This is a genomic window from Methylobacterium phyllostachyos (assembly GCF_900103445.1).
Taxonomy (GTDB): Bacteria; Pseudomonadota; Alphaproteobacteria; order Rhizobiales; family Beijerinckiaceae; genus Methylobacterium; species Methylobacterium phyllostachyos.
Map to the genome: position 1 here is coordinate 161,247 of NZ_FNHS01000009.1, position 19,918 is coordinate 181,164.

Consider the following 19,918-nt stretch of genomic DNA (forward strand, 5'->3'; position numbering starts at 1 on the left):
CGTGGTAACGCGGCACATCGATACCGTTCGCAGATTGCAAGCACGGAACGACGCTGAGCTTTCCATGCCTCTGCAATTTCTTGCAGGGCACAAATTCATGTTGCGGCGCGGGAAAGAATTTCTTGCCGCGATGCCGATTCGAAAACGAAAACTGTGTCAGCTGTTTAGGGCAATGTGCCGAGGGCCACGCAAGCCGAGTGACAGCTCGACAGACGTCCTTTGTCGCGCAACCGGACAGCGCGATTGAAGCCAACCGGCATTTCTGTTCCACTTCGCATTAGAACAGGAACAGACTGGGCTGGAAACCATGGCGCGTCACGAGCCCTGGAGCGCCGAGCGCGCCACCGGGATCATCGCCGAGCACACCCATCTCGAAGGGGCCACGCTGCCGATCCTGCACGCGCTGCAGGAGACGTTCGGCTACGTGGATCAAGGCGCCGTGCCGCTGATCGCGGACGCGCTGAACCTGTCGCGGGCCGAGGTATTCGGCTGCGTCACCTTCTACCACGATTTCCGCGCGCAGCCCGCGGGCCGTCACGAGGTGAAGTTGTGCCGGGCCGAGGCTTGCCAGGCCATGGGGTCGGATAAGCTCCACCGCGAGATCCTCGGTCGCCTGGGCTGCGGTTGGCACGAGACCACCGCCGACGGCAACGCCACGGTCGAGCCGGTCTACTGCCTCGGCCTCTGCGCGAACGGCCCCGCCGCGCTGGTGGATGGTGAGCCCGTCGCACACCTGACCGCCGACGCCCTCGAAGCTGCCCTGACGGAGGTGCGCCAGTGAGCGTCACGCTCTACGTTCCGCGCGACGCCGTCGCGCTCGGCCTCGGCGCCAACAAGGTCGCCCGCGCCCTCTTCGCCGGCGCCGAGCGCCGCGGCCTCGACGTCACCATCGTGCGCACCGGCTCCCGCGGCCTGGCGTGGCTGGAGCCGATGGTCGAGGTCGGCACCCAAGAGGGGCGGATCGCCTACGGCCCGGTGAAGCTCGAAGACGTCGATGCCCTGCTGGATGCCGGCCTGACCGAGGGCAGCGACCATGCCCTGCGCCTCGGAGACCCGGAAAAGATCCCGTTCCTCGCCCGGCAGCAGCGCCTGACCTTCCACCGCTGCGGCGTGATCGACCCGGTCTCCGTCGAGGATTACCGGGCCCATGGCGGCTATCGCGGCCTTGAGGCGGCCCTGAAGCTCGATGCCGAGGGCATCGTGGTGGCGGTGCGCGACTCCAGCCTGCGCGGCCGGGGTGGCGCCGGCTTCCCGGCCGGCATCAAGTGGAACACCGTAATGCTCGCCAAGGCGGACCAGAAGTATGTGGTCTGCAACGCCGACGAGGGCGATTCCGGCACCTTCGCCGACCGGATGATGATGGAGGGCGACCCCTTCAACCTCATCGAGGGCATGACCATCGCGGGCGTCGCGACCGGCGCCACGCGCGGCTACATCTACCTGCGCTCCGAGTACCCGCAGGCCTTCGCCACCCTTAAGGAGGCGATTGCCAACGGTATCCAGGCCGGCGTGCTGGGCGACAACATCCTGGGCTCGGGCAAGACCTTCCACCTGGAAGTGCGCCTCGGCGCCGGCGCCTATATCTGCGGTGAGGAGACCTCGCTCCTGGAGAGCCTGGAGGGCAAGCGCGGCATCGTCCGCGCCAAGCCGCCGATCCCGGCGCTCAAGGGCTTCCTCGGCAAACCGACGCTGGTCAACAACGTCATGACCTTCACGGCCGTGCCGTGGATCCTGGAGAACGGCGCCAAGGCCTACGCCGATTACGGTATGGGCCGGTCGCTCGGTACCCTGCCGATCCAGCTCGCCGGCAACATCAAGCACGGCGGCCTGATCGAGATGGCCTTCGGCATCACCCTCCGTCAGGTCATCGAAGATTTCGGCGGCGGCACGCGCTCGGGAAGGCCGGTCCGGGCGGTGCAGGTCGGCGGGCCGCTCGGGGCCTACTTTCCCGATCATCTCCTCGACACGCCCCTCGATTACGAGGCGATGGCGGCCCAGAAGGGCCTCGTCGGCCATGGCGGCATCGTGGTGTTCGACGACACGGTCGACATGGCCGCCCAGGCCCGCTTCGCCTTCGAGTTCTGCGCCACCGAGTCCTGCGGCAAGTGCACCCCCTGCCGCATCGGCGCCACCCGCGGCGTCGAGACCATGGACAAGGTCATCGCCGGCATCCGACCGGACGCGAATCTCAAGCTGGTCGAGGACCTCTGCGAGGTCATGACCGATGGATCGCTCTGCGCCATGGGTGGGTTGACCCCGATGCCCGTGATGAGCGCGATCACTCATTTCCCGGAAGATTTTCGCCGCGCGGGCTCGCTGCCTGCGGCGGCCGAGTGAGGTAGCGACATGGCCCTCATCAAAGAAATCGACTACGGCACTCCGATCCGCGTCAACGCGCAGACGGTGACGCTGACGATCGACGGCATGTCGGTCACCGTACCGGCCGGCACCTCGGTGATGGCGGCGGCGATGCATGCCGGCACGCAGATCCCGAAGCTCTGCGCCACGGACTCTCTGGAGCCCTTCGGCTCCTGCCGCCTCTGCCTCGTGGAGATCGAGGGACGGCGCGGCACCCCGGCCTCCTGCACGACCCCGGCCGAGAACGGCATGGTGGTGCACACGCAGAACGAGAAGCTCGCCAAGCTCCGCAAGGGCGTGATGGAGCTCTACATCTCCGACCACCCCCTGACCTGCCTGACCTGCGCGGCCAACGGCGACTGTGAGCTGCAGGACATGGCCGGCATCGTCGGCCTGCGCGACGTGCGCTACGGCTACGACGGCGACAACCACGTCGCGCCGACGGCGGAAAAATACCTGCCGAAGGACGAGTCGAACCCGTACTTCACCTACGATCCGTCGAAGTGCATCGTCTGCAACCGCTGCGTCCGGGCGTGCGAGGAAGTGCAGGGCACCTTCGCGCTGACCATCGCTGGCCGCGGCTTCGACAGCCGCGTGGCGGCGGGTCCGACCAATTTCTTCGAGTCCGAGTGCGTGTCCTGTGGCGCCTGCGTTCAGGCGTGCCCCACGGCTACGCTGCAAGAAAAGTCGATCCACGAGTTCGGCCAGCCCGAGCACGCAGAGGTCACGACCTGCGCGTATTGCGGCGTCGGCTGCTCGTTCAAGGCCGAGATGCAGGGCGAGCGCGTCGTCCGCATGGTCCCCTACAAGGGCGGCAAGGCCAACGAGGGCCATAGCTGCGTGAAGGGTCGCTTCGCCTACGGCTACGCCACCCACAAGGACCGTATCACCAAGCCGATGATCCGCGAGAAGATCACGGATCCGTGGCGCGAGGTGTCCTGGGAAGACGCGATCGACCGGGCCGCGAGCGAATTCAAGCGCATCCAGGCCAAGTACGGCAAGGATTCGGTCGGCGGCATCACCTCGTCGCGTTGCACCAACGAGGAGGCCTACCTCGTCCAGAAGCTGGTGCGCGCCGCCTTCGGCAACAACAACGTCGATACCTGCGCCCGCGTCTGCCACTCGCCGACCGGCTACGGCCTGATGTCGACGCTCGGCACCTCGGCCGGCACCCAGGACTTCAAGTCGGTCGAGAATTCCGACGTGATCCTGGTGATTGGCGCCAACCCGACCGACGGCCACCCGGTCTTCGGCTCGCGGATGAAGAAGCGCCTGCGGCAAGGGGCGAAGCTCATCGTCGCGGATCCCAGAAAAATCGACCTCGTGAAGTCGCCCCACATCAAGGCCGACTATCACCTGCCGCTGAAGCCCGGCTCCAACGTCGCCTTCATCAACTCCATGGCGCACGTGATCGTCACCGAGGGGCTGATCGACGAGGCCTATGTCCGCGAGCGCTGCGATCTGGCCGAGTTCGAGTCCTGGGCCCGGTTCATCGCCGAGGAGCGCCACTCCCCCGAGAACCAGCAGCAGTTCACGGGCCTCGACCCTGAGCAGGTCCGCGGCGCGGCCCGGCTCTACGCAAAGGGCGGCGCGGCCGGCATCTATTACGGGCTGGGCGTCACCGAGCACAGCCAGGGCTCGACCATGGTGATGGGCATGGCCAACATCGCCATGGCCACCGGCAACATCGGCAAGCTCGGCGCCGGCGTGAATCCGCTGCGCGGCCAGAACAACGTGCAGGGCTCCTGCGACATGGGCTCGTTCCCGCACGAGCTCACCGGCTACCGCCACGTCTCGGATGACGCGACCCGTGAGAGCTTCGAGGCCCTGTGGGGTGCCAAGCTCGACAACGCGCCGGGCCTGCGCATCACCAACATGCTGGACGAGGCCGTCGAGGGCTCGTTCAAGGGCATGTACATCCAGGGCGAGGACATCGCGCAGTCGGACCCGGACACCCATCACGTGACCTCGGGTTTGAAGGCGATGGAGTGCATCGTCGTCCAGGATCTGTTCCTGAACGAGACCGCCAAGTACGCCCACGTCTTCCTGCCGGGCGCCTCGTTCCTCGAGAAGGACGGGACCTTCACCAACGCCGAGCGCCGCATCTCGCGGGTCCGCAAGGTCATGGCCCCGATGGGCGGCTACGGCGACTGGGAGGGCACGGTGCTGCTCTCCAACGCGCTGGGCTACAAGATGGAATACAGCCACCCGTCCGAGATCATGGACGAGATTGCCGGCCTGACGCCGAGCTTCACCGGCGTGTCCTATGCCAAGCTCGACGAGCTCGGCTCGGTGCAGTGGCCCTGCAATGAGAAGGCGCCGCTCGGCACGCCGATGATGCACGTGGACCGGTTCGTCCGCGGCAAGGGCCGGTTCATGATCACCGAGTTCGTGGCGACCGAAGAGCGGACGGGGGCGAAGTTCCCGCTGATCCTGACCACGGGCCGGATCCTGTCCCAGTACAATGTCGGCGCGCAGACCCGGCGGACCGAGAACTCGCGCTGGCACGAGGAGGACGTGCTGGAGATCCACCCGTTCGACGCGGAACTGCGCGGCATCGTGGACGGCGACCTTGTCGCCCTGGAGAGCCGCTCGGGTGACATCGCGCTGAAGGCCCGGATCTCCGAGCGGATGCAGCCCGGCGTGGTCTACACGACCTTCCACCATGCCAAGACCGGCGCCAACGTCATCACCACAGACTACTCGGACTGGGCGACCAACTGCCCCGAGTACAAGGTGACGGCGGTGCAGGTCCGGCGGACCAACCGGCCCTCCGACTGGCAGGCGAAGTTCTACGAGGAGGATTTCTCGTTGACGCGGATTGCCCAGACCCTCGACGCGGCGGAGTGAGGCGATGAGCGCGCTGACGCAGGAGGACAAGCTCCTCCGTATGGCCAACCAGATTGCCTCCTTCTTCCGGTCCTACCCGGAAGAGGAGGCGGTGGCAGGCATCCACAAGCACATCGTGGCATTCTGGACGCCCAAAATGGTCTCGAAACTGGAGGCGGCCCTGCCCGAGATGGGCGAACGGGCCGACACCCTGGTGCAGCGGGCCCTGCGCGGCGCCGAACCCCAGGCCGAGAGCCCAATCCGTCCGGCTACGCGCGATCCGCAAAAGCTCGGCGCGGGGGCGAGCGACGCGGGCTGAGACCCCCAGCGAACTGCGTAGAGAGCGAGATCTGGGCCCCGTATGGGGCCCTTTTCATAACCGGATGTGCGTACAAACCGGAGCGGTCAGGATTAAAAGTATCCGCTGAGCGTCTAGCGAGGCTGGAACCCTGCACATCGATCGCGCATCATCCTGTCACGCGCGGCCCGCCTACGTGGCTGCCGGGGAGGATGACATCATGAGTCTTGGGATTACGGGCGCGGTCGCGCCCGGGAGCGAACACGGTTGGCTTTCGCGCGAGCGGATCGTCGCCAAGCCGGGCTTCAATCGATGGCTGGTCCCGCCGGCGGCGTTGGCGATCCATCTCTGCATCGGCATGGCCTACGGCCTGTCGGTGTTCTGGCTGCCGCTGACCCGGGCGCTCTCGGTCGGCAAGCCTGGCCCGGCCGCCTGCGCCGATATGGGCGTGATGACCGCCCTGTTCACCACCACCTGCGATTGGCGGGTCAGCGACCTCGTCACGGTGTTCTCGATCGGCATCGTCGTGCTCGGGCTCTCGGCCGCCCTGTTCGGCGGTTGGCTGGAGCGGGCCGGCCCGCGCAAGGCCGGCATCGCGGCCGCCCTATGCTGGGGGGGCGGATTCCTGATCGGGGCCTTCGGTGTCTACATCCATCAACTCTGGCTGGTCTGGCTCGGCATGGGCCTGGTCGGCGGCATCGGCCTGGGTCTGGGTTACATCTCGCCGGTCTCGACGCTCATCAAGTGGTTCCCCGACCGGCGCGGCATGGCCACCGGCATGGCGATCATGGGCTTTGGCGGCGGTGCCATGATCGGCTCGCCGCTCGCCGATACCTTGATCAAGACCTTCCGGACGGCGGACTCGGCCGGTGTCTGGCAGACCCTCGCGGTGATGGGCGTCGGCTATATCCTGTTCATGCTGGGCGGCGCCTTCGGCTATCGGGTCCCGCCCGCCGGCTGGCGCCCGGATGGGTGGACCGCGCCGGCCTCGAAGAACGCCATGATCGCCTCCGGTCACGTCCATCTCCGGGACGCTCACAAGACCTTCCAGTTCTGGATGATCTGGCTCGTCCTGTTCCTCAACGTGTCGGCCGGTATCGGCGTGTTGGCGCTGGCCTCGCCGATGCTGCAGGAAATTTTCGGTGGTGAGCTGATCGGCCTGCCGGGCACCGGCTTCTCCGCTCTCGACGCCGGCCAGAAGGCACAGGTCGCCGCGATCGCCGCCGGCTTCGTCGGCCTGCTCTCCCTGTTCAACATCCTGGGTCGGTTCTTCTGGGCCTCGATGTCCGATCGGATCGGTCGGAAAGTCACCTACGCGATCTTCTTCGCGTTCGGCGGCGTGCTCTATGCGGCCGCGCCCTGGGCAGCCGGCATCGGCTCGCAGGCCCTGTTCGTCGCGATCTTCTGCGTGATCCTGTCGATGTATGGCGGCGGCTTCGCGACGGTTCCGGCCTACCTTGCCGACGTGTTCGGCACGCAGTTCGTGGGCGCCATCCACGGCCGCCTGCTCACCGCGTGGTCGATGGCGGGCATCGTCGGGCCGTTCGTCATCACCAAGATCCGGGAGGCGCAGATCGCCGCCGGCGTGCAGGGCGCGGATCTCTACGGCCGGACCATGTATGTGCTGGCGAGCTTCCTGGCGGTCGGGTTCCTCTGCAACCTGCTGGTCCGGCCGCTGGCAGAGCGCTGGTTCATGTCCGATGCCGAGCGGGCCTCCCTCGACGTCCGCGGCGGCACCACAGCCGGCGGCCCATCCGGTTCGTTCGGTATCGGCCGCGGCGGCTTCAGCCTCGGCGCGGCCCTGGCCTGGGCGGTGGTCGGCATCCCGATCATCTGGGGCATCGGCATCACTTTGTCGAAGGCCTTCATCCTGTTCCGCTGAGCGCGCGCGCTTGGTTGTGGCGGGCCCGGCGGGTCGCTAGGCTTCCGGTGCCTCGCCGTGCCGGAACCCTTGCGTCGTGATCGACAAGCTGGACTTTCTGCTCGCCCTCGCCCGCGAGCAGCATTTCGGTCACGCCGCCGAAGCCTGCGGCGTGACCCAGCAGACCCTCTCGGCCGGCGTGAAGCAGCTGGAAAACCGGTTCGGCGTGCAGCTCGTCCTGCGCGGCTCCCGCTTCCAGGGCTTCACCCCGGAGGGCGAACGTGTCCTGGAATGGTCGCGGCGGATCGTGGCCGATGCCCGGGCCATGCACGAGGAGGTCACCGGTCTGCGCCGCGGGCTGACCGGGCACCTACGGATCGCCGCAATCCCCACGGCGCTGCCGATGATCGTCAATCTCACCACGCCCTACCGCGAGCGGCATCCGGACGTGCGGCTGACGGTGGAATCCGCCACATCAGCCGACATCTTCTCGCTGATCGAGAATCTCGAGGCGGATGCCGGCCTGACCTATCTCGACAACGAGCCCCTCGGCCGGGTGATCTCCGTGCCGCTCTACCGGGAGCGCTACCGCCTCGTGACGGCGATCGGCGGTCCCTTCGACGGCCGGGCGAGCGTTACCTGGGCTGAGACCGGCAGCCTGCCGCTCTGCCTGCTCACGCCGAACATGCAGAACCGGCGGATCATCGACCAGCAGATCCGGGAGGCAGGGGCCGACCCCGCCGCCACCCTCGAGTCGAACTCGATGATCGTGCTGTTAACCCATGTGCGCACCCTGCGCTGGGCCTCGATCATGCCGGAGATCCTGGTCGATGCCCTCGGGCCCATTGGGGGCGTGCGTACCATTCCGATCACCGGGCCGGACCTGGAGCACACGATCGGCCTCGTCGCCCCGCGCCGCGAGCCCTCGACCCCGATGGTGACCGCCCTCGTCGCCATTGCCCGGTCGCTGGCGCGCACATTGGATCCGGAACTGGCGGCGTCGACACCCGCCTGACGGGGTGGGACTGGGGCGTCCCGCTCGAAGCCTTCGCCATCCCAGTATAGCTTCGCTCCCCTCGCAAAGACGGAAGCCCAACGAAAAAGCCGCCCCGTTTCCGGAGCGGCTTTGCATCGACGGCTCGGCCGGGATGCGGTCTTACTTGATCTTGGTTTCCTTGAACTCGACGTGCTTGCGCGCGACCGGGTCGTACTTGCGCATCGACAGCTTCTCGGTCTGCGTCCGGGAGTTCTTCTTCGTGACGTAGAAGTAGCCCGTGTCGGCAGTGGAAATGAGCTTGATCTTGACGGTGACGGCCTTGGCCATGGCGCGGCGCTCCTGCAGGGTGCGGCATTCCGCGTGAGCGAAACGCAAATGGCCGGGAGGACCCGGCCGAATACGGGCGGGTGAATGCCCGATCAGGCCCGGTAGGTCAAGAGCGGCGGGCTGATCGCTCCGTCCCGGCGAGCCAGCCTACGAAGGCCATGAACAGGGCGAGCAGCGCCCACGCGAAACCGTGCGGCGGCACGAGGTCGAGCCCGCCGCCGATCACCGGCGGCCCCAGCATCAGGCCGACATTGTAGAACACCACGAAGGCCGCGTTGGCGCCCGCGAGGTCGTTCGCCGGCGTGCGGTCGCCCAGCATCGCGAGGCCGACCGTGTAGAGGGTGCCGGCGATGCCACCCCAGACGAGGAGCAGCAGCCCGAACGCCATGGGGCTGCTGGCTGTCAGGGGAATCAGGGCCGAGCCGGCGGCGCCCGCAAGGCCGGCGCCGAGCAGCACCGCGCTTCGGTCGAAGCGGTCGGCGAGCCAGCCGAACGGGATCTGGAACAGCACGTTGCCGAGCGCGATCAGGCTGACGAGCCCGGCTGCCCCCTGCGCGTCGTAGCCGAGGCGCAGGCCGTAGAGGGGCAGGATCGCGAAGATGCCGGTCTCCACGGCGCCGTAGGCGAGGGCGGCCGCCAGCGCCCCGGGGGCGAGCCGGACGTAGCCGAGGATGCCGCGGCCGGAGCCCGGCTCGATCGTCGGAGACAGCCCGCGGGCCAGCAGGATCGGCAGGCCGCCCGCCAGCATGAGGGCGGCCCCCGTAGCGTAGGGCGCCAGACCCTCGGTCCCGACCAGCGCGAGCAGCAGCGGTCCGACCGCGAATCCGGCCGCCAGGACGGTGGCGTAGATGCCCATCACCAGGCCGCGCCGCTCGGGCGGGGCGGCGGCGTTGATCCAGTATTCGGACAGCACGAACAGGGCGCCGAGCGTCATCGAGAAGACGAAGCGCAGGGGAAACCACAGGGCGATGCCTGGCAGGACCGGGAACAGCGCGAGGCTGATGGCGCCGACGACCAGAGCCAGTCCCAGGAGCAGGGCGACGCCGATCCGCGCCGCGAGCCGCGGCACGAACGGTACCGTGCAGATGCTGGCGATGCCCGCCACCGCTGTGTTGAGCCCGATCAGGGTGCTGGATGCGCCCCGCCGCTCCAGCTCGATCGAAAGGAGCGGGATCGACAGGCTCAACCCGATGCCGACCACGGTGACGCAGGTCACGGCCGCCGCGATCGCCGCCACATCCTCCGATCTGATCCCCGGCCGCTGATCCTGCTCCAATCCGTCCGAACGGTTCACAGGGCCACCCGCTCGCGCCGTCCATAGCGCTCGAAATGGAAGGGGATCATCCGGTAGGGCGCAAAGTCGGCGGCGATCTGCACCTCCAAATCGTCCAGGATCGCGCGGGTTATGAAGGGCAGGTCTAGCTTGCGTGCGGCGTCGAGCCGGACCCAGGCGAGTTCGGTGAATTCGGCATCGGCCTGAACCCGTCCGGGCTCCTCGGCCGCCACCATGCGGCGGTCGATGGTGAAGAAGCGCGTGTCGAAGCGGCGGACGCGCTTCGGCGGGGTGATGGCCCGGGCGACGAGGTGCAGCGCCTCAAGATCCGGCAGCACGCCGTGCCGGGCAAAGCCCTCCCAGCCGGCCGGCACGTCCTCGGGGGCGCCGTGCTCTTTCGTACCCAACAGCAGGCCGGTCTCCTCGTAGGTCTCGCGGATTGCGGCGAGGGCCAGGGCCCGGCCGAGATGGTGGGGTGGCCGCGAAACCTGCCGGGTCAGCGCCGCCTCCGCGTAATCGGGGAGCGCCCCGGCCACCGGCATGTGGCGGTCGCCGAGTTCGATCCGGCCGCCCGGGAAGACGAACTTCCCCGGCATGAAGGCGAGGTTCGGGTTGCGCCGGCCCATCAGGACTTTCGGGGCGCCCCTTCCACGCCGGTCGATCACGATCAGGGTCGCGGCATCCCGCGGCCGCAGCCGCGCCGCGGCAGGCTTCTGCTCAGGAGCTGTGGTGATCTGGGGCTCCTGCTGCGGCAGCGGCAAGGCGTGTCTCCTCCGGTCCCGGGGCTGGGCGGTTCCGCGGTAACGTGGCGAAGCCGTGCATGCCAAGGGCGTATTGCAGTCCGACGACCGCACCTTTCACGGGCTGGAGCAGCATCAGCGCGAACAGGAGCGTGAAGACCGGCCAGACCCCCATCTCGACCCAGAGGGGAACCTCATAGGCGCTCTCCGTCTCCAGGATCAGGTAGCCGACGATGTGGGCGACGATGAAGATCACCACGTAGGGCGGCAGATCGTCGGCCCGGTGATTGTGGAGTTCGAGACCGCAGGCGTCACATTCGGGCCGTACCTTGAGGAAGCGGCCGAAGATCCGCCCCTGGCCGCAATGCGGGCAGCGGCCGATGAAGCCCCGGGCCATCGCGGGCACGAGGCGGGTGCGCAGGGGAATCGCGTCGGCGGCCATATCTAGGGTCTACAACGGCCCGATCATCGGCGCGAGCCGCGATGGCGCGTCCCAGTGTTGCGGATGCCGGCGGGACGGCCGGGCGGGGCTGTCCTGAACGGCCGGCCGCCGGGCTTCTTGCCCGGACCGGCCTTGCCGGCACCTGAGCGGGTCCGGCCTTCGCTGAGCAGCTCGAAGCGCAGCGCCCCGGCCACCGGCGCCGCCTCGACGAGGCGAACCTCGACCCGGTCGCCCAGGCGGAAGGTCTCGCCGGTGCGTTCGCCCACCAGGGCATGCCGCCCTTCCTCGTGGCGGAAATAATCGGCGCCGAGCTGCGAGACCGGCACGAAGCCGTCCGCCCCGGTCCCGTCGAGCTTGATGAACAGGCCGGCCCGGGTCACGCCGGCGATCTGGCCCTCGAAGCTGGCCCCGATCTGGTCGGCGAGGTGGTGGGCGATCAGCCGGTCGATGGTCTCGCGCTCCGCCGCCATGGCGCGGCGCTCGGCCGCCGAGATCTGCTCGCCGATCTGCGCCAACTCGCCGAGGGAGACATCCCCCGCGAGCCCGTCGGAGCCGAGTCTGCAGGCGGCGATCAGAGCCCGGTGGACGATCAGGTCCGCGTAGCGCCGGATCGGCGAGGTGAAATGCGCGTAGCGCCGCAGGTTCAGCCCGAAATGTCCGAGATTCTCCGCGGCGTAGACGGCCTGGGCCTGGCTGCGCAGGATCACCTCGTTGAGGAAGACGCTGTGCTCGGTCTCGGCGACGGTCGCGAGAATCCGGTTGAACAGGGCAGGGCGCAGCGCGCCTTCCTTGGGCAGCTTGATGCCCACCGAGGCCAGGACCTCACCGAGCGCCCGCATCTTCTCAAGCGCCGGCTCGTCGTGGACACGGTAGATCAGCGGCTGCTTGGCCTGCTCCAGGGTCTCGGCGGCGGCGACGTTCGCCTGGATCATGAATTCTTCGATCAACCGATGCGCATCGAGGCGTTCCGGCACGATCACCCGATCGACAGCGCCGTCCGGGGAGAGCAGGACCTTGCGTTCGGGCAGGTCGAGGGCGAGCGGCCCCCGGCGGTCGCGGGCCGCGCGCAGGGCCGCGTAGGCCGCCCAAAGGGGGCGCAGCGCCGTCTCCAGCAGCGGCTCGGTCGTGTCGTCCGACTGACCGTCGATCGCCGCTTGCGCCTGTGCGTAGGCGAGCTTGGCGCGCGAGCGCATCATCACTCGGTGAAAGCTGTGGCGGCGCTTCTCGCCATCGGCCGCGATGACCATGCGCACCGCGAGCGCCGGCCGGTCCTCGCCCTCGCGCAGGGAGCAGAGGTCGTTCGAGATTCGCTCGGGCAGCATCGGCACGACCCGGTCGGGGAAGTAGACCGAGTTGCCCCGCTCGAGCGCCTCGCGATCGAGGCTTGAGCCCGGCCGGACATAGGCCGCAACGTCGGCGATGGCGACGGTCAGGATGAAGCCACCCAGATTGGCCGGGTCGGGATCGGCCTCGGCCATGACGGCGTCGTCGTGGTCCTTGGCGTCCGGCGGATCGATGGTCAGGAGCGGCCGGTCGCGCCAATCCTCGCGGCCCGTCAGGGTGGCGGGCTTTACGGCGTCGGCCTCGGCCAGGGTCGCGTCTGCGAAGACGTGCGGGATGTTGTGCAGATGCAGAGCGATCAGGCTTACCGCCTTCTCGGAGCCCAGCGAGCCCAACCGTTCGCGCACGCGTCCCTTGGGCAGGCCGAACCGCGTCTCGCGCTCCAGGGAGACGCTGACAAGGTCGCCGTCGCGGGCCTGCCCCTCCTCGCCGGGCGGGATCAGGATCTCGCGGCCCTGCGAGCGCTTCTCGACCGGCACGATCCGGCCGCCCTGCGCGCCGGCCCGGTAGACGCCGATGATCTCGGCCTTGTTCTTCCCGATGACCTTGATGGCCCGGCCGCTATAGCCGCCCTCGGCGTCGCGCTCGACGCGGATCAGGGCGCGGTCGCCGATGCCGGGCGCAGGCCGATTGCCCTTGCGGGGGCCGCGCGGCTGCGTCAGCACGATGGCGGGCGGCTTGCCGGTGCCGGCCCATTCCACAGGGACGGCCAGGAAATCACCGTGGCGGTCCCGGGAGCGGATGTCGGCCAGCACCATCGGCGACAGGTGTCCGGCGGGCGCGAGGCCACCGCGACCGCGGTCGAGGGCGCCGTCCGCCTCGATTTCCTTCAAGATGCGCTTCAGCTCGATCTTGGCCGCACCCTTGATGCCGAAGGCCTGGGCGATCTCGCGCTTGCCGACGCGCTCCTTCGACTCGGCCACGAAGGCGAGGATCTGCTCACGGGTGGGGAGGGGCGGGGGAGCGGCGGGCTCGGCCCCCGGGGCGGTGGTGCTTCGTGCCAAACGATGAGTGCCGGATGGTTCTTGGAAAATGATGCCCGGGCGGGCGTCGGACCAATCTGATCCTGTGATCCTAACATGGGTGCCGGACCCGCCCGCGGCAACGCCACGCCGTCCCCCCTCAACAGGTCTGCTCAACCGGTCGAGGCGATTTTCCGGATGTGGTCGACGGCTTGGTCCACATCGAAGCCCGGCGCCACGATCTCTTCCAGGGTGAACGGGCAGGCGCGTGGCAGGGTCAGGTTCACCTGTCCCTCCTGCGGGGCCAGCTCGGGCGTCTCGGCCGCTTGGATCGCCAGCATCCAGGCGCCGTCCATGCGCAGGCTCGCCGGGTCCGGCGGATCTCCCGCGAGCGCCGCGAGCTTGGTGCGTCCCGCTTCCCGAAAAGCGAGGCTCACGGCGTCATCCGAGATCAGGGCCGCCTTGATCAACTCGGCCAGGGCATCCCTGACCCGTTCCACGCTCGCGTTCATGGGCATCCATTCCGAAGGGTCTGTCGATGTGGCAAGCCGGATGCCAGGCGCCGGCGGTCCGGTGTGACAGAACCGCCGATCTTTCCAGACGGTCCCCCGGGTGTAGAAGACGCGGATGATCCCGGTCCTGACTCGCCACACCGAGGCCGTGCCGCTTTACGCCGCGGCCTGCGCGGAACTGCGCCTGCGCGGCTTCGAGGGCGACCTGTCGCTGTCGGATGCCGACCGCACAGTCTTCTCCACCGACAACTCGATCTACCAAGTGGAGCCGGGGGCCGTAGCCTTCCCACGCTCCCGCGACGACCTTGTGCGCATCGCCAAGCTCCTCGACGACCCACGCTTTTCCGAGATCGTGATCCGGCCCCGGGGCGGCGCGACGGGCACCAACGGCCAGTCGCTGGGCCACGGCATCGTGGTCGACACCTCGCGGTACATGAACCGCATCCTGGAGATCGATGTCGTCAACCGCAATGTCCGGGTCGAGCCGGGGGTTGTGAAGGATCAGCTCAACCGGGAACTCGCCAAGCACGGCCTGTTCTTCGCGCCCGAACTCTCCACGTCGAATCGCGCCACCATCGGCGGCATGATTTCCACGGACGCCTGCGGACAGGGCTCGTGCCTCTACGGCAAGACTCGGGACCACGTCCTGGCGCTGACCTGCGTGCTCGCCGACGGCACCGTCTGGACCGCGGAGCCCCTGGATGCGGCTGGCCTCGAAGCCGTCAAGGGACGCAACGACCGGGTCGGAGAGATCCACCGCGCCGTCGATGCCGTCATTACCGAGAACGCGGCTTTGATTGCGGAGCGCTTCCCCAAGCTCAACCGCTGCCTCACGGGCTACGACCTCGCCCATCTGCACGACGCGGCCGGCCGGTTCGACCTCAAGAGCGTGATCTGCGGCTCCGAGGGCACGTTGGCGTTGATCGCCGAGGCGCGCCTCAACGTGCTGCCGATCCCGAAATCTGCGGTGCTGGTCGCCCTCTCCTACGTGGATTTCGACGCCGCGCTCCGCGATGCACAAGCGTTGCTGCCCTTCGGCGCTGCCTCGGTCGAGACCATCGACTCGACCGTGCTGGCGCTCGCTCGGAAGGACCCGATCTGGGCTGAGGTGCAGGCCTTCTTCCCCGACGATCCAGCCGGGCGGCCTGTGGACGGCATCAACCTGGTGGAATTCGTCGGGGACGACGAGGCCAGCGTGGAGGCCGCCCTGGCGCGGCTCACCGAGATGCTCGTGGCCGAGCGCGGCACCGATACGAAACGCCTTGGCTTCACCATCGCCCGAGGCGCGGCGATCGAGCGGCTTTGGACCATGCGCAAGAAGGCGGTGGGCTTGCTAGGTGCCGCCGCGGGCGATGCCCGTCCGATCCCATTCGTGGAGGATACGGCCGTGCCGCCGGAGCGGCTCGCCGACTTCATCACCGAGTTCCGGGCCCTCCTCGACGGCAAAGGGCTGCGCTACGGCATGTTCGGCCATGTCGATGCCGGTGTGCTGCACGTCCGTCCCGCGATCGACTTGAAGGATCCGGCCCAGAACGGCCTGATCCGCGAGGTGACGGAGGGGGTTGTCGCGCTGACCGCCAAGTATGGCGGGCTGCTCTGGGGCGAGCACGGCAAGGGCTTTCGCTCGGAATTCGTGCCGGCGACCTTCGGGCCGTTGATGCCGGCGCTCGAAGCGGTCAAGCGCGCCTTCGATCCGGGTGACCGGATGAACCCTGGCAAGATCGCCTCGGCCAGGGGGCAGGCGCTTACCCGGATCGATGGCGTGCCGCGCCGTGGCGAGCGAGACCGCACCATCCCGGCTCCGGTGCGGCAGGATTTCGTCGAGGCGCTCCACTGTAACGGCAACGGCGCCTGCTTCTCGTTCGACGCGGACGAGGCCATGTGTCCATCCTGGAAGGCGACGCGCGAGCGCCGACATTCGCCCAAGGGGCGCGCCTCGCTGATGCGCGAGTGGCTGCACCGCGCCGCGGCGGAGGGTGTCGATCCGGCGGTCGAGCTGAACCGGCAGCGAGCCGGATGGCTGCGCGATCTGGCCGCCACCTTACTGCAAGGCGTCCGGCCCCGTTTAGACGCAGGGGATTTTTCCCATGCCGTGAAGGAGGCGATGGATGGCTGCCTCGCCTGCAAGTCCTGCACGGGCGCCTGCCCGATCAAGGTCGACGTCCCGATGTTCCGGGCGAAGTTCCTGGCCCTCTATCACACCCGCTACGCCCGGCCCCTGAAGGACCACCTCGTGGCGGCTCTGGAGCCGCTGTTGCCCCTGGCTGCGCGGGTACCGCGCCTGAGCAACGCGTTCCTGGCCAATCCCGTCGCCCGGCTGCTCCTGGCCAGGGCCGGCCTGGTCGAGATCCCGGCCCTGTCGCCCGTCGCCCTCGAAGACCGCCTGGCAGGCCTCGGCGTTGCCGTCGCCACACCGGAGGCGCTGGGCCGCTTGGACCCGGCGGCGCGAGAGAACGCCGTTCTGGTGGTGCAGGACGCCTTTACCAGCCACTTCGACGCGGAGGTCGTGGCCGACACTTGCGCGCTACTGATCGCGCTTGGCTTCAAGCCTTGGCTGGTGCCCTACCGGCCGAACGGCAAGCCGCTGCACGTACACGGCTTCCTGGCCCGGTTCGCGGCCGCGGCCCGGTCGAATGCCGCCCTGCTGCGGGAACTCGCCCGGCAGGGCATCCCACTTGTCGGCATCGACCCGTCGATGACGCTGACCTACCGGTCCGAATATGCGCAGGCGCTGGGCGATGACCTCCCGAAGGTCCATCTCCTGCCGGAATGGCTGGCGTCCCGGCTCGACCGCATCCCATCCCGCCAGGGTGACAGGACCATGCGGCTGCTGCCCCATTGTACCGAGCGTACCAACGCCCCGGGGGCGGTCCGGGACTGGCAGGCCGTCTTTGCACATCTGGGCATCCGGCTCGACGTGCCGGCTGCCGGCTGCTGCGGCATGGCCGGGACCTACGGGCACGAGGCGCGCCACCGCGCCACCTCGGCGGCGATCTACGGCCTGAGCTGGGCCCGCCACGTGGCCGAGGCGCCCGGCTGCACCCTGCTGGCGGATGGCTATTCCTGCCGGAGCCAAGCGAAGCTCATGGATGGCGTGCGCCTGCGCCACCCGGCCCAGGCGCTGCTTGAGCATGTCCGCGCGGGCGCGGCCGGCGCGGCGCCGTTCCATCCCGAGCGCGCGGCGGCTTCTGCGCGATGAGCGCGGCGGGCCTGAGCATTGCCGTGGTGGGGGCCGGCGCGGTCGGCTGCTACTACGGGTTCCTGCTGGCCCGGGCCGGCCACGCCGTCACGCTGATCGGACGTCCCGCCCTCGTCGAGGCGGTCCGTGCCAAGGGATTGGTTCGGGAGGACGCGACCGGGACCGCCTCCGTGGCCGTGCGGGCGACCACGGCGGCCGAGGGCGTCGTCGGTGCGGACCTCGTGCTCGTCTGCGTGAAGTCCGACGACACGGAGGCGGCCGGCGCGATGATCGCGCCCCATCTCGGTCCCTCGGCGTCCGTCCTCAGCCTTCAGAACGGTGTCGACAACGCCGAGCGCTTGGCCACGGTGCTCGGACGGCCGGTCGTCCCGGTCGCGGTCTACGTCGCCACCGAGATGCTTGGGCCCGGTCATGTCCTGCACAATGGCCGCGGGGACCTGATCGTTGGAGCCTCGGCGGCGAGTGCGCAGATCGCCGCCGCCTTCACGGCCGCCGGTATCCCGACCGCTGTCTCGGAGCGGGCCCTCGATGCCCTCTGGGGCAAGCTGATCCTCAACTGCGCCTACAACGCCCTCTCGGCGCTGACGCAGCTCCCCTATGGCCGGCTGGTGCAGGGCGAGGGCGTGATCGCGTCCATGACCGACGTGGTCCGGGAATGCGTCACCGTCGCGGATGCGGCGGGCGTGTCCGTGGCGCCCGACATCCTCGATCGCGTGCTGGACCTCAGCATCACCATGGCCGACCAGCGCTCCTCGACCGCTCAGGATCTCGCGCGGGGTCGGCGCAGCGAGATCGACCACCTCAATGGCTATGTCGTGCGCAAGGGCGCCGAACTCGGCATTCCGGTCCCGGCCAACCGGATGCTGCACACGCTCGTCCGGCTCGCCGAGGCGCAATCTGTGGTCTGAAGCCGGGAGCGATACCGCGAAGGTGGTCGCCGGGCATGCCGGACTCCACGCCCATCGGCGGCGACCCTGCGCCCGTCCATTCCAAGCGCGGATAGTCTTGCGCGATGTCAGTATCTCGCACGCGATCTCGGAGCCCAGATCTGGTCGACCGACGATATTGGCCGCACTCTCGACACATTCCGCCGGCTTCAACTTCTGAAAAGCCGAGCTTGCCAGGTGCGCCGGAGACCGGCACTCTCAAGCTTGACCATTCGCGCGGCGGGTGTGGCGCGCCAGCAATGCGGGCAGGGGAAGTCTAGGAACATGACGATGCAGGGTCGGACTGCCGATGCCGGCGCGATGGACGGGGTCGCACGGCCTGGGCTCCTCAACCGCCGGTCGTTTCTGGTTGGCTCGGCCTTTGGCGTCGGTGCCCTCGGGCTCGGCGGTTGCGCGACCTCCGATGGCTTGCTCCTCGCCGAGGCGCGGAACACCTACGGGCCGATGCCGGGCGAAAAATTCCCGATCCCGGCGGTCGATATCAGCAAGGTCGATCCGAAATACTATCGCCGAACCGTCAGCTACGAGACCAAGGAAGCGCCTGGCACGATCATCGTCGATCCGGCCAATTACTATGTCTACCGCGTTGAGGGCGACGGTGCCGCCACCCGCTACGGCGCCAATGTCGGCCGTCAGGGGTTCCTGTGGAGCGGCGACGCCTATGTCGGCCGCAAATCCGAATGGGCGACCTGGACGCCGCCCGCGGAGATGATCCGGCGGCAGCCCGAGGCGGCCAAGTATGCCCGTGGCATGCCGGGCGGCCTCGACAACCCGCTCGGCGCCCGGACGCTCCACCTCTACCAGAACGGCGCCTATACGCTCTACACGATCTACGCGAGCAGCGATGCCGAATCGATCGGCTCCGGCATCACAAGCGGCTGCGTCGGCCTGCTCAGCCAGGACATGATCCATCTCTACGCGCGCACGCCGGTCAAGACGAAGGTGGTGGTTCTGCCCGCCTAGGGCCTGATTCCGACACCGGCTGTCGGGGCGGTGCCCGGGACGCTGTGATGTGTCCCGGGCACCGTCGGCGCCTCAGAAATGCCGGTGCCAGCCCGCGTGACGGAAGCCCCCGCGATGCCAGCCGAAGCCCCGATGCCAGCTATGGTGATGGTGCCAGCGGTAGCCGCCCCAGCGATGATAGCCGAACCGGCGGTATCCGGGGCCGTAGATGTAGGGGCGGTAGGCGTAGGGCCGCCAGTTCGGTCGGCACCAGCCGTAGAAGCCGCGGTGAAAGCCGGGGCCGCATCCATCCCGGGCCTCGGCGGCCGGCACGGTAAGCAGCATCCCCGACACCAGGGCGAGGGATAGGGCGAGCTTGCGGATCATGATGGACTCCAATCGGGGGGATGAGCGTCCGGCCCGCGGCCGGACCTATCGGGCTTCGGGGAAAGAGCTCAGTTCGGCCAGCAGCGGCGGCCGTAGGGGCCGATGTGGAAGCCGGCCGGGCAGGAGCGGCCGCGGACATAGCCGCCCCACTGGCCGCCCGTGCGGCACCCACCGTAGGGCCCGCGGTGCCCGTAAAGTCCGCAGCCGCCATAGACTTGGATGATCCGCGCAACGCCTGGCCCAATGGCGACCGCGTCTTGGACGAGCGGCAGGGCTGAGGCCGGGACCGCGAGGGCAGCCAGCAGCGCGGCGGAGGCGAGGACCTTCAACATCGAGGAACTCCTTCTGCTCGGTTCGGCCGAGACCGGCGCGTGGCCATCCCGATCCGAGTCCCGGCGGCGGGTGTGCCGCATCGGGTTGGGCGAAGGTTCTCTCTCAGGGTGTGCTTGGATGTGACGGGTTCGCGCCGCATCGTAACGTTGTGTGACCGACCCTTGCGGTTG

At 68.6% G+C, this 19,918-nt stretch carries 17 protein-coding genes; 9 read left to right on the top strand and 8 right to left on the bottom strand.

Annotated elements, in window-relative coordinates; translation table 11 throughout:
• Positions 1 to 307 precede the first annotated feature (307 nt).
• The 6 genes from BLQ49_RS16025 (at position 308) to BLQ49_RS16050 (ending at position 8,361) form a co-directional block, all read left to right on the top strand.
• Positions 308 to 781 (top strand): formate dehydrogenase subunit gamma, encoded by a 474-nt coding sequence (locus tag BLQ49_RS16025; RefSeq protein WP_091717337.1) that lies wholly within the window; start codon positions 308 to 310, stop codon positions 779 to 781.
• Positions 778 to 2,337 carry a formate dehydrogenase beta subunit gene (locus BLQ49_RS16030; RefSeq protein WP_091717339.1) on the top strand — a complete coding sequence of 520 codons (1,560 nt, stop codon included), beginning with the start codon at positions 778 to 780 and terminating at the stop codon, positions 2,335 to 2,337. Before BLQ49_RS16025 ends, BLQ49_RS16030 begins: the two co-directional genes overlap by 4 nt.
• 9 nt (positions 2,338 to 2,346) lie before the next feature.
• Entirely contained in the window at positions 2,347 to 5,208 is a 2,862-nt protein-coding gene (gene fdhF / locus BLQ49_RS16035) for a formate dehydrogenase subunit alpha (RefSeq protein ID WP_091717341.1), read from the top strand.
• A 4-nt stretch (positions 5,209 to 5,212) separates the two neighbouring features.
• Complete coding sequence (locus tag BLQ49_RS16040; RefSeq protein WP_091717343.1) at positions 5,213 to 5,506, top strand: formate dehydrogenase subunit delta; 294 nt, start codon at positions 5,213 to 5,215, stop codon at positions 5,504 to 5,506.
• A gap of 199 nt (positions 5,507 to 5,705) precedes the next feature.
• Positions 5,706 to 7,367: an OFA family MFS transporter gene (locus BLQ49_RS16045; RefSeq protein WP_091717345.1), complete on the top strand. Its 1,662-nt coding sequence runs from the start codon at positions 5,706 to 5,708 to the stop codon at positions 7,365 to 7,367.
• Positions 7,368 to 7,443: 76 nt separating this feature from the next.
• Complete coding sequence (locus BLQ49_RS16050) at positions 7,444 to 8,361, top strand: LysR family transcriptional regulator (protein ID WP_091717347.1); 918 nt, start codon at positions 7,444 to 7,446, stop codon at positions 8,359 to 8,361.
• Between the two features lie 141 nt (positions 8,362 to 8,502).
• Here the strand turns inward: BLQ49_RS16050 and rpmG are convergent, their stop codons facing one another.
• From rpmG to BLQ49_RS16080, 6 genes are all read right to left on the bottom strand, one after another.
• The gene (gene rpmG / locus BLQ49_RS16055) at positions 8,503 to 8,670 is read right to left on the bottom strand and encodes a 50S ribosomal protein L33 (RefSeq protein ID WP_091717349.1); all 168 of its coding nucleotides are present in this window, start codon (positions 8,668 to 8,670) and stop codon (positions 8,503 to 8,505) included.
• Between the two features lie 106 nt (positions 8,671 to 8,776).
• Complete coding sequence (locus BLQ49_RS16060) at positions 8,777 to 9,907, bottom strand: MFS transporter (RefSeq protein WP_208859067.1); 1,131 nt, start codon at positions 9,905 to 9,907, stop codon at positions 8,777 to 8,779.
• Between the two features lie 53 nt (positions 9,908 to 9,960).
• The gene (locus BLQ49_RS16065; RefSeq protein ID WP_091717351.1) at positions 9,961 to 10,704 is read right to left on the bottom strand and encodes an NUDIX hydrolase; all 744 of its coding nucleotides are present in this window, start codon (positions 10,702 to 10,704) and stop codon (positions 9,961 to 9,963) included.
• Complete coding sequence (locus tag BLQ49_RS16070; RefSeq protein ID WP_091717353.1) at positions 10,661 to 11,125, bottom strand: DUF983 domain-containing protein; 465 nt, start codon at positions 11,123 to 11,125, stop codon at positions 10,661 to 10,663. Before BLQ49_RS16070 ends, BLQ49_RS16065 begins: the two co-directional genes overlap by 44 nt.
• 23 nt (positions 11,126 to 11,148) lie before the next feature.
• Positions 11,149 to 13,470: a ribonuclease R gene (rnr, locus tag BLQ49_RS16075; RefSeq protein WP_091717355.1), complete on the bottom strand. Its 2,322-nt coding sequence runs from the start codon at positions 13,468 to 13,470 to the stop codon at positions 11,149 to 11,151.
• Between the two features lie 131 nt (positions 13,471 to 13,601).
• The gene (locus BLQ49_RS16080) at positions 13,602 to 13,940 is read right to left on the bottom strand and encodes a hypothetical protein (protein ID WP_091717357.1); all 339 of its coding nucleotides are present in this window, start codon (positions 13,938 to 13,940) and stop codon (positions 13,602 to 13,604) included.
• 115 nt (positions 13,941 to 14,055) lie between these two features.
• Between BLQ49_RS16080 and ydiJ the strand changes: the two genes are divergently transcribed.
• From ydiJ to BLQ49_RS16095, 3 genes are all read left to right on the top strand, one after another.
• A complete protein-coding gene (ydiJ, locus tag BLQ49_RS16085) occupies positions 14,056 to 17,139 on the top strand; it encodes a D-2-hydroxyglutarate dehydrogenase YdiJ (RefSeq protein WP_091717359.1) in 3,084 nt (1,027 codons plus the stop codon).
• 11 nt (positions 17,140 to 17,150) lie between these two features.
• Positions 17,151 to 18,047 (top strand): ketopantoate reductase family protein, encoded by an 897-nt coding sequence (locus tag BLQ49_RS16090; RefSeq protein ID WP_091717558.1) that lies wholly within the window; start codon positions 17,151 to 17,153, stop codon positions 18,045 to 18,047.
• A 303-nt stretch (positions 18,048 to 18,350) separates the two neighbouring features.
• Positions 18,351 to 19,049 carry a L,D-transpeptidase gene (locus BLQ49_RS16095; protein ID WP_091717361.1) on the top strand — a complete coding sequence of 233 codons (699 nt, stop codon included), beginning with the start codon at positions 18,351 to 18,353 and terminating at the stop codon, positions 19,047 to 19,049.
• Positions 19,050 to 19,121: 72 nt separating this feature from the next.
• Here BLQ49_RS16095 and BLQ49_RS16100 read toward each other — a convergent pair whose 3' ends face one another.
• Positions 19,122 to 19,415 (bottom strand): GCG_CRPN prefix-to-repeats domain-containing protein, encoded by a 294-nt coding sequence (locus BLQ49_RS16100; protein WP_091717560.1) that lies wholly within the window; start codon positions 19,413 to 19,415, stop codon positions 19,122 to 19,124.
• A gap of 68 nt (positions 19,416 to 19,483) precedes the next feature.
• Complete coding sequence (locus BLQ49_RS16105) at positions 19,484 to 19,747, bottom strand: GCG_CRPN prefix-to-repeats domain-containing protein (RefSeq protein WP_091717363.1); 264 nt, start codon at positions 19,745 to 19,747, stop codon at positions 19,484 to 19,486.
• Between the last annotated feature and the right edge of the window lie 171 nt (positions 19,748 to 19,918).